Source organism: Candidatus Desulfosporosinus nitrosoreducens, assembly GCF_030954495.1.
Lineage (GTDB): Bacteria > Bacillota > Desulfitobacteriia > Desulfitobacteriales > Desulfitobacteriaceae > Desulfosporosinus > Desulfosporosinus nitrosoreducens.
The window spans coordinates 21,211-34,072 of record NZ_JAVHUW010000028.1; the positions used below are offsets into that span (position 1 = coordinate 21,211).

General features: G+C 47.4%; 9 protein-coding genes. All 9 read left to right on the plus strand.

The annotated features are described in order from the left end of the window. Nucleotides 1-21 precede the first annotated feature (21 nt). Entirely contained in the window at nucleotides 22-1,284 is a 1,263-nt protein-coding gene (locus REC12_RS03805; protein WP_308892486.1) for a D-alanyl-D-alanine carboxypeptidase family protein, read from the plus strand. Beyond that, nucleotides 1,284-2,330 (plus strand): sporulation integral membrane protein YtvI, encoded by a 1,047-nt coding sequence (ytvI, locus tag REC12_RS03810; protein WP_308892487.1) that lies wholly within the window; start codon nucleotides 1,284-1,286, stop codon nucleotides 2,328-2,330. The genes REC12_RS03805 and ytvI overlap by 1 nt, the downstream gene beginning before the upstream one ends. Nucleotides 2,331-2,437: 107 nt before the next feature. Then, on the plus strand, nucleotides 2,438-3,772 hold the full coding sequence (gene miaB, locus REC12_RS03815; RefSeq protein WP_308892488.1) for a tRNA (N6-isopentenyl adenosine(37)-C2)-methylthiotransferase MiaB: 1,335 nt from the start codon (nucleotides 2,438-2,440) through the stop codon (nucleotides 3,770-3,772). An 89-nt stretch (nucleotides 3,773-3,861) separates the two neighbouring features. Beyond that, nucleotides 3,862-4,263: a YlbF/YmcA family competence regulator gene (locus REC12_RS03820; RefSeq protein ID WP_374214165.1), complete on the plus strand. Its 402-nt coding sequence runs from the start codon at nucleotides 3,862-3,864 to the stop codon at nucleotides 4,261-4,263. 112 nt (nucleotides 4,264-4,375) lie between these two features. Further along, nucleotides 4,376-6,928, plus strand: a complete 2,553-nt coding sequence (gene mutS, locus REC12_RS03825; RefSeq protein ID WP_308892489.1) for a DNA mismatch repair protein MutS — start codon at nucleotides 4,376-4,378, stop codon at nucleotides 6,926-6,928. Nucleotides 6,929-7,019: 91 nt separating this feature from the next. After that, nucleotides 7,020-8,687: a hydantoinase/oxoprolinase family protein gene (locus REC12_RS03830; RefSeq protein WP_308892490.1), complete on the plus strand. Its 1,668-nt coding sequence runs from the start codon at nucleotides 7,020-7,022 to the stop codon at nucleotides 8,685-8,687. Then, entirely contained in the window at nucleotides 8,684-10,009 is a 1,326-nt protein-coding gene (locus REC12_RS03835; RefSeq protein WP_308892491.1) for a histone deacetylase family protein, read from the plus strand. Before REC12_RS03830 ends, REC12_RS03835 begins: the two co-directional genes overlap by 4 nt. A gap of 2 nt (nucleotides 10,010-10,011) precedes the next feature. After that, nucleotides 10,012-11,970: a DNA mismatch repair endonuclease MutL gene (gene mutL, locus REC12_RS03840; RefSeq protein WP_308892492.1), complete on the plus strand. Its 1,959-nt coding sequence runs from the start codon at nucleotides 10,012-10,014 to the stop codon at nucleotides 11,968-11,970. 84 nt (nucleotides 11,971-12,054) lie between these two features. Then, entirely contained in the window at nucleotides 12,055-12,855 is an 801-nt protein-coding gene (locus tag REC12_RS03845) for a class I SAM-dependent methyltransferase (RefSeq protein ID WP_308892493.1), read from the plus strand. Nucleotides 12,856-12,862 lie beyond the last annotated feature (7 nt).

A 12,862-nucleotide genomic window follows, 5' to 3' on the forward strand; every position in this document is an offset into this window, starting at 1 on the left:
AGAAGGGGAGGTTTTGCTTCCTTGAAATTCATTATGGTCATATTACTGGCGTTGTCAATGGTTCTGAGCAATTTGCCGACAACATATGCTGCGGACAAGCCTGCTGATTTAGAGCCTTTACCTCAGGTGCGCGGCGAAGGTGCTTATTTGCTCGATGTCCAATCGGGACAAACCTTATTTTCTAAAAATCCGGACGAACAGCTGGCCCCGGCCAGCACGACAAAGATTATGACCGGGCTTTTGGCCTTGGAACGCGGAAATTTGAATGATGTTGTGACTGTTTCTCCGACCATGCTTAACAGCAAGCTTGTCTATGGAACTCAGATATATTTAGAGCCTGGGGAAAAATTATCTCTCCAGGACCTGCTCTATGCTATGCTTCTAAACTCCGCTAATGATGCTGCCGTTACTGTGGCCGAACATATCGGAGGGGATGTACAGAGTTTTGTCGATCTGATGAATCAACGTGCTCAGGAAATTGGAGCTACGCAAACGCATTTTGTCAATCCAAGCGGCTTAACCGAGCAAGGCCATGTGACGACAGCCCATGATTTGGCCTTAATTGCCCGGGTTGCTTATCAGAACCCTTTATTTGCCCAATATGTCCGTACGAAATCCCATAGCATCAGCAGATCGAAGTCCGATTTACCTACCCAAATGGTCAATGAAAATAAAATGCTCTGGCAGAATTCTGATGTTGATGGAATCAAAACAGGATATACGGCGGCAGCCGAAAACTGTCTTGTTGCTTCAATGACGAAAGATGGACGCCAGTTGATCGGAGTAATCCTTAAATCTCCCGGCCGGGAGATTTACACGGATATGCAGAACTTGTTTGACTATGGGTATACAAATTATTCCGACAAGATTTTAAAACCTGCCGGTTCGGTTTTATCCTCGATCATGGTAAATAATGAACCTGTGGATTTGAAAATAGACCGTCCTATTTATCTGACCCAAAGTTTAGCTGATCAAACCCCTTCCTCCCTGACCCTGAAAGTAACTCCTTCCACTGTCAAGCTAACCTCTGTTCAAGAAGATCAGGAAGTCGCCCGTGTTGAGATCTATGATGGCAGTACCCTTTTAGACACCTTGCCGCTTAGAGCGGCACAAACAATTATGCCGCCGTCCCCCGTTAAGAATTCCAATCCTAACTATCATTCCTGGCTTGTAGGGATTATTCCTGTGGGAGCTCTTTCCTTACTTCTGCTCCGCTGGAAGATTGATGTTGACCGTCGTTCCCGGAAACGAATTCTGCTGGCCAGGAGAAGGGAGTCTAATTAGTGAACCAGGTTACGAAACTATTTTTAAGCCGCAGTGTAAAGTTTATAGTTTTTTGGCTGGTTGTTGGGATTTTTATTTACCTTGTCGGCCGTTTCAACTATCTTTTTTTACCGTTTATTTTAGCCTTGATAATGACAGTGACTATAAATCCGCTTAAGACTTTATTGATAAGGAGAGCTCGCCTCCCTCAAGCTGCGGCAGTTATTACCGCAATGGTTTTAGAGATCGGAGGTCTGGGTGCCTTAATTACCCTTTTGGTGGTTAGGCTGATTCGAGAAGTCCAGGAAATCTATATTCATTGGCCTTTTTATAATCAGCTTATACAACATTTTATCATGCACTGGCTCACGAGAATTGAAGTTTATTATTTAAATCTTCCCGGCACGGATGACAGTATCAATAATACGGTGCGAGAATTTGTAAGCAGAGTCCCGGCCTTCCTAACCAATGTTTTGTCCATTGCCGCAAAGATCCCGGAGATTATCATTATCATTGTTATCGCCCTTGTAGCGACTTTTTTCATGTCTAAGGGCACGAAACGCTATCTTAACGACTTTTTAAATATCTTTCCCTGGGAATGGCGTGAGGATCTCAGAGAGTTGGGAAGGGATTTTTCCCGGGCTTTTGCAGGCTTTGTACGGGCGGAGTTTATTGTTTTTCTGGTAACCCTTTTTTTGTCTATCGTCGGCTTGTGGATAATCCATCCCAAATACGCCATTTTCTTAGGTACGATTACGGGGATATTTGGAATTCTCCCTGTTTTGGGAGTTGGGATTGTTTTGATTCCCTGGTCGCTTTTGGCCTTTGTCAGTGGGCATAATTTATTGGCTTTAGAATTAGTCTTTTTAACAGCGATTATTACCATCGTGAGACATGTTATCGAACCGAAAATATTAGGGGACAATGTTGGGCTTGATCCGCTTTTTGTCCTCATAAGCATGTATATTGGTTTGGCCTCCATGGGGATTATCGGCTTAGTCTTAGGCCCGTTTATTCTTATTGCCTACTATGCTTTGAGTAGGGCTGGAGTTTTTCGCAATCTTTGATTAAATGCCAGGCAAGGGCCTTTGAGATTGGTGAAATTGGAGGCTTTAATTTGGTTTTTCCTTGGCGGTCCGATATAATGAATTTTAGGCAATACCTGTTTTAGGAGTTGACTCTTTTGGAAAAAGAAAAGAAAGTAGTGACCATAACTTATGGCTGCCAAATGTCGGAGCGCGATGCCGAAACTTTGACTGAAATTACGCGCCAAGAAGGATATACAAGTTCTGATGATCTTGAGGATGCCGACTTGGTTATTGTTAACACCTGTTGTGTCAGAGAAAGTGCAGAAAATAAAATTTTAGGCAAGATTGGTGACCTCAAGAAGCTAAAAGAGAAGAAACCAGACTTAAAGATTGCCATTAGCGGCTGTATGGTTCAGCAACCGGGGGCCTTAGAGCGTTTACAGAAACGGGCTCCCCATGTGGATATTTGGGCAGGCACTCATAATTTGCACGAGTTTTCCGACCTCTTGCACCGTTCTGAGACAGGAAAGAGAGTTGCCGAGATTTGGCAAGAACCTCATCAAACCCTGGAATCTGCTCCTTTGGCCGAAAAAGGAAAGCTACAGGCTAATGTCAACATCATGTATGGCTGCGACAATTTTTGCTCCTATTGTATTGTTCCCTATGTTCGGGGACGAGAGCGGAGCCGTCAGCCTCAAGACATCATCAAGGAGATTAAAGATCTTGTGGCCGCAGGATGCAAGGAAGTTACTCTTTTAGGGCAAAACGTCAACTCTTATGGCAAAGACTTTGCACCCTCCTATGATTTTGCCGATTTACTCCAAGAAGTCGATCAAATTCCCGAGCTTTTGCGGATTCGTTTTATCACCTCTCATCCTAAGGATTTGTCCGATAAGTTAATTGAGACAATTGCCCGGGGCAAGAAGTTATGCGAGCATTTTCATCTCCCTCTGCAATCAGGGAGCAATTCTATCCTGCGATGCATGAACCGCCATTATACAAGGGAATACTATTTAAGCAGAGTCGCTAAAATCCGTGAGCTTCTTCCCCAAGCCACGTTGACAACAGATATCATTGTTGGTTTTCCGGGTGAATCCGAGCAAGACTTTGCAGAAACGCTGAAGATGATAAGTTCGGTACACTATAGCCAGGCCTTTACCTTCATGTATTCCAAACGTTCAGGCACTGTGGCGGCCGATATGCCCGGCCAGATTCCCCTGGACCTGAAAAAACGCCGCCTTCAGAGATTGATGAGTGTCCAAAATGAGGAGAGTTATCAGCTGAGACAAGGCATGATCGGGAAATGTTATGAGATTTTGGTGGAGGGACCGAGCAAAACGAACCCCAATCGTTTGACAGGGCGTACTCGCGGAAATATACTGGTTGTCTTTGACGGCCCGCCGGAAGTCACCGGTTCTTTAATTACCTTGCGGATTGTCGAAGCAGGATCTTGGACTTTAGTAGGAGAAATGGTTCCTTGAGCAATGATCATTAAATATTTTTTAATTTCAGCAAGGCAGGAATTAAGTTATTTAATGTAGAATGTAGTAACATGGAGGTGTAAGAAATAATGAATGAAGTTACCGAGAAGGCCCAGCTTTTAGCAGACGCAATTGCTCAGAGCCCGGAACTGGCCGAATTGCACAGCATGGAAGATGCTATGACTGCTGACGAGTCCGCTCAACGATTGATTGCAGAGTTACAGAAAGCTCAAGAGCGATTTATGGAAATGCAACAAAACAATCAAGAGCTTTCTGACGAGGATAAAAAAGTAGTCGATGAAATCGAAACCCGAGTAGAAGCCAATCCGGCCATTGCCGCCTATATGAAGGCACAGGATAAGTTTACTCAGATGCTGGACAGCGTCAACGCCATTTTAGCGGGTGCCATTGCCAGCGCTTCGAATGGTTGTGCATGTGATGACGGCAGTTGCGATAGCGCCGGCTGCGGAGGTTGTAGTTGCGGGCATTAACCCCAAGACGAAGGTTTGAGGCAAGCAAGGGAAGGGCTAAATCTGTAGCTCTTCCCTTTTAGGATTTATGCCGTTTTAAGCAAAACGATGGGTAAGAGGGAGAGTACAAGGGATGACTACCCCGATGATGAAACAATATCAAGGAATTAAAGCTAAGGTGCCTGATGCGATACTCTTTTATCGGCTGGGTGATTTCTATGAGATGTTCGGAGACGATGCGGAATTAGCTGCTCCAATTTTACAGATAGCCTTGACAAGCCGGGATGCCGGCGAGGGTAAACGCATCCCTATGTGCGGTGTTCCCTATCATGCTCTGGAAAGCTATTTGATAAAACTGGTCAGCTCCGGCCATAAAGTAGCCATTTGTGAACAAGTTGAAGATCCTAAAATGACCAAGGGAATCGTCAAACGAGAGATTATTCGCATTGTTTCTCCCGGTACTTTAACCGAGTCGATTTCTGAACGCAGCAATCATTATTTAGCCAGTGTCTATTATGATGTTCAGTGGGGGCTGTCCTTTTTAGATTTATCGACAGGGGAATTTACAATTTTCCAAACCTCGGAAGCGGATGTCCTGTTCGCGGAGCTTGCGCGCATTAAGCCCGCTGAAATCTTGCTTCCCCCCGAGCTTATGAAGAAAACAAAGCAATGGAGCGGATATTTTTGTAGTCTTAGAGATCGTCAGTCCTATCACAGTTCGGTATTGCAGCAACACTTTCCTAATCAAGCGCCCTTACTTCAGGAGTTCCCCGCAGCGGCCTTAGCCGCCTCCGCTTTATGGGAGTATTTGCTGGAAACGATGCCGGGCGTGAATCCGTCCCACATCGTGGAGATAAAAACTTACCGCTCGGAACAATGGATGTTTTTGGACCAGTGGACCCGCCGCAACCTGGAACTTACCGAATCCTTAAGAGGTCAAGGCAAAAAAGGAACCCTGCTTTCCGTTCTCGATTCGACGCAAACGGCTTTGGGCGGGAGACTGCTGAAGCATTGGATTGACAGGCCGATGCTTTTGCCTGAAGCTATTGAGCAACGTTTAAATACGGTTGAAGCCTTAACGGCAGATTCTTTTTTTCGGCAAGACTTGATGAAGATCCTTGCCAAAGTTTATGATCTGGAGCGGTTAATGGGAAAAGTTTCTTATGGTACGGCCAATGCTAAAGACTTGTTGTCTTTAGCCCAAACTTTGGGGCTCCTGCCGGAGCTTCGTTCCCTCTTAGCTTCCGGTACGGTGGAAATCCTGAAAGTCAAAATTCCTTTTTTGGAGGGACTTGATCCTTTAGTCGAGAAGCTTGTTAAGGCTATCAATCCTTCTCCACCCCTGTCCTTGCGTGACGGCAATCTCATCAAAACCGGTTATTCTCAAGAAGTGGATGAATTGCGTTCTATAGCCTCAGGCGGAAAAGAGTGGGTGGCCCGGCTGGAGAACGCCGAACGCGAGAGAACCGGGATTCGCTCCTTAAAGATTGGCTATACTAAGGTTTTTGGCTATTATATAGAAATTACCCATTCTAATGCTCATCTGGTTCCGGCCGATTATTTGCGCAAACAGACTTTGTCCAACGCAGAGCGTTTTATCACACCGGATCTCAAGGATTATGAACAAAAAATACTAGGTGCGGAAGAACGTCTGAAGGAACTGGAATACGAGCTGCTGCTGATACTTAGAGAAGACGTTCGCGCTCACACTCAAAGCATTCTCAGAGTCGCAGACATTCTGGCAGAACTTGACGTATTTGTCAGTTTAGCTGAAGTTGCGGTGCGCAATCGCTATGTTCGTCCTCAAATTACAAGAGATGGAGAAATTTCTATCGTTGAAGGACGTCATCCTGTCGTGGAAGAAATGCTGGAAGCCGGCGTCTTTGTACCCAATGACACTCAGCTGACCAGAGATCATCATTTGGCAATTATTACGGGCCCCAATATGGCAGGAAAGTCTACCTACATGCGTCAGGTTGCGCTCATTGTCCTGATGGCTCATATCGGCTCTTTTGTACCCGCTAAACAAGCGGCCATCAGTCTGGTTGACCGGATTTTTACGCGCGTGGGAGCTTCTGATGACTTAGCGGCGGGACAAAGCACCTTTATGGTCGAAATGCATGAAGTGGCGCATATTTTGAAATATGCTACCCAAAACAGCTTGATTATCCTGGATGAGATTGGCCGGGGAACTGCGACCTTTGATGGTTTAAGCATTGCTTGGGCCGTCGCAGAATATCTGGTTCAGCGTCCCGACTTTACCCCTAAAACTCTTTTCGCAACCCATTATCACGAATTGACCCAGCTTCAGGACGATTTCCCCAGATTGTTTAACCTTCACGTCGGAGTGAAGGAACGAGGAGAGGACATAGTTTTTTTACATAAGATCCTGCCCGGCCGTGCAGACCGCAGCTACGGGATTCAAGTCGCGCGTTTGGCCGGCCTTCCTCAGGAGCTTCTTCAGCGGGCCAAAACCTTGCTGCTCGAATTAGAAACTGCCAAGCCGGTTCCTTCTTTAGAAGACTCTTCCCAGGTTGTAACTCAGTTTACTCTTTTTGACGTTCCCCAGCCTCATCCGCTCTTGCAGGAAATTGCTCAACTCCAGCTGGAAGATATGACGGCACGCCAGGCGCTGCAATATCTCTTTGACCTGCGGGATCGCCTGCAAGCAACTGAAGCTATGTAAGGGAACTTAAGCCCGAAATTCAAGGTGAGCTCTCATCAGCGAGAGCGGAGCCGAAGTTCGCACGCCGAGTATCGAATAAGGGGGGATAAAAATGTCTTGTCGCGTAGGTATTGATGTGGGGGGGACCTATACAGACGCCGTATACGTCGATCATGGTCAAATTCTACGGACGGCAAAAGTTCCTACTCGTGAGGAAAATTTAGTGGAAACGATTCTGGATGCCCTAAAAAACCTCTCTTTGGCTGGTGCCGCAACAATTGATCAAATTACTGTGAGTACCACCCTTGTAACCAATGCCATTCTGCAAAAACGTTTGCCCGCAATTGACTTGTTGCTGTTTCCCGGACACGGTATGAGCTTAAGCGCCCTTCCTTGGCCGGTTGAGTACAGCGAGCTCTCCGGAGAAATGGATTTCCGCGGCCGAGAGGTTAGGGCGGCAGTTCCCAGTGAGTGGGATCAGCTTCCCTGGGTCAAACGTGCGCAAGAGCCGGAGTTTGTTGCTATTGTCGGGAAATTTTCTCATCGCAATAATCTCCATGAGACTCAGCTTGCCGCTTATCTCCAAAAGTCTTATCCCCATTGCCGGATTGCTCTGGGACATGAATGGGGCCAAACGAATTTCTATCGCCGCAGCTTAAGTACTTATCTCAATCTTGGAGTTACAGGGCTGTACCGTCAATTTGCCCAACAGTTGCAAGCCGCCCTCTCGGACCTCAAGATTCAGGCTCCGATTTTAATTTTAAAGGCGGACGGCGGAATATTGCCCCTGACCAAGCTGCGGCCGATTGATTCCATTTATTCCGGTCCGGCGGCAAGCGTTCTGGCGGGGATGGCTCAGAGTGAACCTGCTGCTTCTGCGATCATTGTAGATATCGGCGGGACAACGACGGATTTGGGGCTTATTCTCTCCGGGAACCCCTTACTCAGTTCACGCGGAGCCCAGATTGGTTTGTATTCGACTCTTGTGCGTTCGCTGGCTGTTCGTTCAATTCCGGTAGGGGGCGACTCGGTTGTTCGCCCATCAGAACAAGGCTTTGTTCTGGAAGGCTACCGTCTTGGTCCGGCTTATTGTCTCGGCGGGAAAGCCCTGACTCCGACGGATGCTCTGCGCTATCTTGAACTCATCGACTATGGCAGCAAGAGTCTGGCGGAAGAAGCTTTAGCTTCCATCCTGCCTCCTGAGCGGAGAACCCCTGAAGCTTGCCGGATACTGGCCGGCGAGATCATCGACACTGTTGTAGAGAGGATTTCAGAGGCTGTCGAATCCCTAAAACGGGAATGGCAGGAAGAACCTGCGTATAAAGTGTGGGAGGTTCTTCATCCCCATGAGGCCAAGACCTTTAAAACCCTGGTGAGCGGGGGCGGAGCCCTGGGTCTGACCAAAGCTTTAGAGAAACGCTTAGAGACTCCGGTGCAACTGGGAGTTTATCCGGAGGTTGCCAATGCCCTGGGTGCAGCTCTGGCCCGGCCCACTTTTGATTGTACCTTTCATATCGATACTTATATGAAGCGCTATCATGTTGAGGAGACGGGGGAACAAGGAAAGTGGCAGGGATCTTCCCGTCCTTATCGCGAGGTGGAAAGCTTTTTAGCTAATTTAGTGCAAAAACAGGCCGAGTATTTGGGGATAGAAATTCAGGATTTAGAACAGGAGCCCTATGATTTCTTCCCTATCGTACAGAACTATCAGACAGTGGGCCAAGTTATCCGTGGAGCCGCTCATCTGCGGCCGGGAGTGATAGGGAGGGTTGTCAATTGAGCCGCACCGGAATATTATTTTTCCCTGCTTTCGATTGGTCCTTAGGGAGCTCTCATCCCGAACGGGAAGAACGCCTCCTTTACACACAGGAACAACTCTTTGAAGAAGGAATTCTTGATCTTCCGCAAATCAAGCAATTCACACCCCGTCTTGCTTCCTTGCCGGAGGTATTGCAAGCTCAAGCTTTATTTCCCACCCCTTTAACCTACCCTGAGACGCTGGATGCTCACCTGGTTGCTGCCGGGAGTGCCGTTTTACTTGGTGAAGCGCGCCTGAAAGGTGAGATTAAGAATGGTTTCGTGCTTGTTCGGCCACCGGGACATCATTCAGGAGCGACTGTCTGGGGAAATCGCGGCTTCTGTACGTTAAACAACGAAGCAATCCTCGTGAATCAGTTAAGAGCACGCTATGGAATTAAGAAAATTGCCATTGTCGATACGGACGTTCATCACGGAGATGGAAGTCAGGACATCTTTTATCATGATCCTAATGTTTTATTTATTTCCCTTCATCAGGATGGCCGCACTCTTTACCCAGGCAGCGGCTTCGTCAATGAGCAGGGAGGTCCTAATGCCTGGGGGCAAACCCTGAATATTCCCCTGCCTCCCGGCACAGGTGACGAAGGATACCACTATGTTTTGGAAACCTGGGTTTTGCCTCGTCTTCAAGCTTTTGCACCGGAATTAATCATTAACTCCGCCGGTCAAGACAATCATTTTACAGATCCTTTGGCCTCTATGAATCTCACGGCTTCAGGATATGGCCGGATTACGGAGCTGCTGAAACCGGATCTGGCTGTTTTGGAAGGCGGCTATTCCATTGAGGGTGCACTGCCCTTTGTTAATTTGGCTATCCTGCTCGCTTTAGCGGGCGAAGATTATCATCACGTTCAGGAACCTCAGAAGATAGGACGTTCGAGCTTGCCTTTAGAAACTTTGAAGCCTTATGTTGAGTCTTTGAAGAAGCAATATCAAACTATCAAACCAAACTTCACGCGTCAGAATAAAAGGTTTTTCCCTTCAGGAAATTGGGTCCACATTCCTCATTCCGTCTTTTATGATACGGAAGGCTTCCAAGAGACCAGGCATGATTACGTGCGGGAATGTGATAACTGTGCAGGAACGGTTTATATTGAAAGTCAGCGGTCTCATTCCCAAAAATCAGCCTTAGTTCGTATTCCCTTTCAAGCCTGTCCGGCCTGTGAACAGGCAGGCTATGATCTATGGGAGCATATTCAGCGGCAGAATGAGGATATTAAGAGTGCTCTGCTGCAAAATCAACTTCACAATCAACACGATGTTTGGCAGAGAAAGAAGGATTGAGGTTGTCGTCAGTAATTCATATCCTTGATTCCCATTCTGCAAATCAGATCGCGGCAGGAGAAGTCGTAGAACGCCCCGTCTCTGTGGTCAAAGAGCTTGTAGAGAACGCTCTGGATGCCGGAGCAAAGCATATTGATATAGCCATTGAAGAGAACGGAGTCCCTCTGATCAGAGTGAGGGATGACGGCAGAGGAATGGGTGCAGAGGATTTGCCCTTAGCAGTTCTCCGGCATGCGACGAGTAAAATTACCAGGATTCAGGACCTTGACCATTTGCAAACGCTCGGTTTTCGGGGAGAGGCTTTAGCCAGCATTGCTTCAGTTTCAACCCTGGAAATTACCTCTCGTCCCTCTGCGGAAATCTCCGGTTTGACCTTTACTCTTACAGGAGGGGAGCCCGGGCTGCTTCAGGAGGTGGGATGCCCCTCCGGAACATCCGTGACGGTCCGGAATCTTTTTTTCAATACCCCGGCGCGCCTGAAATTCCTTAAATCAAAGGCTACAGAATTTGGCCTGATCAGTGATACGGTGGGTCGGCTTGCTCTCGCTCATCCCCAGATCGCCTTTTCTTTAGCCCATCCTGCGCAAGTCGTTTTACAAACTTCCGGCCGGGGAGATCTGAAGGAAACGATGGGAGCCGTTTTTGGACAGGGAATCGCTCGCCAGCTTATAGCCCTGGATGTGCAGAATCAAGACTGGAGGCTGACGGGCTTAATCAGTCCGCCGGAGTTGGTGCGGACAACAAAACAAGCCCAGACCTTTATGATTAACGGACGTGTCGTTCGCTCTTCCTTTCTCAGCAATGCCGTGGAAGAAGGATATCGCACCTTGATTCCCGTCAAGTTTCATCCCATTGTGGCTCTTCACTTGTACGGCCCTCCTTCAGATTATGACGTCAATGTTCATCCCACCAAAATGGATGTGAAATTTAAAAATGAATCGGACCTGTCTTCATTTATTAGCCGGACTATTTATCAAACGTTACTCAAGAGTAAACCGCTGCCTTCCTTTCATAGCCATTCTGAACCGGCCCTTAGGCCTAAACCAGATACTTCAGCTCCCTTTAATCCTTCCTATGATCCTCCCGTAAGCAGCGAAGGGGTGAAAGCGGGGGAGGTGCTGCGGGAAATAAAGAACGATGGTGAGTTCCTTCTGCCGCAAATTTCCCCGGAAACAGGAGAAAATAAGAGGACAGAGCCCTTAACTAAAGAACCGGTTCCTATCAATGAAGTAAAAGGCTCAAATCAGCAAATCAATCTTTTTCAGGGCCATCCCGCGACTCAGAAATCCAGGGATAACTCCGCAGAAGTTCCCAACCCTGGAAAGCAAGAAGAGCGCGTTTTCACTGAAACAGAAAATGAAGGGGAGTCTAAGGATATTCTCAGCTCTTTCTGGCCGATCGGACAGCTTTTCAACACCTATATTTTAGCAACAGACGGCAACGTTCTGCTGCTGATTGATCAACATGCCGCTCATGAGCGCATTAACTATGAACGCATTTTATCTGAGTTCCAACAGAGGAAACAAGCAAGCCAGGCTCTCTTAATTCCAACCCCTATGGAATTTACCCTTCAAGAAGAACAGGTGTTGCTTGAGTATCTCTGGATACTCTCGGAAATGGGATTTGTCCTCGAACAATTTGGCAGTCAGACCTATCTGCTGCGCGGAGTTCCTGTGCAAACCGGGAATTTCCCTGCGGATCAGCTCCTGCGTCAATTTATTGAAGAGGTCTTGCAAAAAAATGCTACGCCAAGCTATGATAAGCTTTTAAAGGAATGGATTTATCTTTTAGCCTGCAAAGAGTCCATTAGGGCTCAAGATTCCCTGACTTTGTTGGAAATGGAACAATTAATTTCCCGCTTGCGTCAGACGGAGAATCCCTATACCTGTCCTCATGGACGTCCTACAACGATCAAGATAACCCGTGCCGAGTTAGAGAAGCGTTTTTATCGGGTTTTATAAAAAGTTTGAGGGCCTTGCGGAAAGGGTATACTATAATAGCTTGGGGAGATTGCCGAGTTTTTTTAAAAATTTAGCGGAGGGCGCATGTTTAAAGACAGTCCGATTTTGTTAAAAGCTACTCAGCCTGATTTAGAACTTTGCGAAAAAATCCGCTGGTTTCGCCAACAACCCGGATGTAATTGGGCCGATAGACAGGATGCTTTAGGGACCTTGCCCGAATTGAAAATCTCGAGACATGGGGTGAAGCTTATGCAAGGCCCTGAGAGCATTTCCTTCCATCCCAATATGGCTCTGATTCGGGCGATTAATATTTTGCGCGGTGCTGCGGATCGTTTTCTGACAGCAACCCAGTTAAGCTCCGGAGATATCCTTATTGATGCTACCTTGGGGTTCGGCTCCGATGCCCTTATCGCTGCGCTGGCTGTAGGAGAAGGGGGGAGGGTCCTGGGTCTGGAAAAATCTCCAATTTTAGCGGCACTTATTAAGGATGGGCTGCAGCATATCACTCAAGGCCGTTCCAAGGCCAACACTGAGCATAAAAAAAAGGCCTGGGAGGCTTTAGCGGAAGCCGCCAGCCGAATTGCAGTGTATTGGGCGGATCATAGCGAGTTTCTCCGCTCCATGGGCTCTAAATCCGTTGATGTCGTCTACTTTGATCCTATGTTTCGCTCTACTCTCCGCCAATCGGATTCCATCCAGCCTTTACACAAATGGTCCGAGCACAGTCCGTTAGCTCGTGAAACCGTGCTGGAGGCCTGCCGGACTGCCCGCAAAAGAGTAGTGCTTAAAGAACGCAAAAACAGCGGCGAGTTTGAACGCCTTGGCTTTAAAATATTATCTGGAGGACGATACAGTTCCATCGATTATGGTGTGATTCTTGTTTAATGGGGGA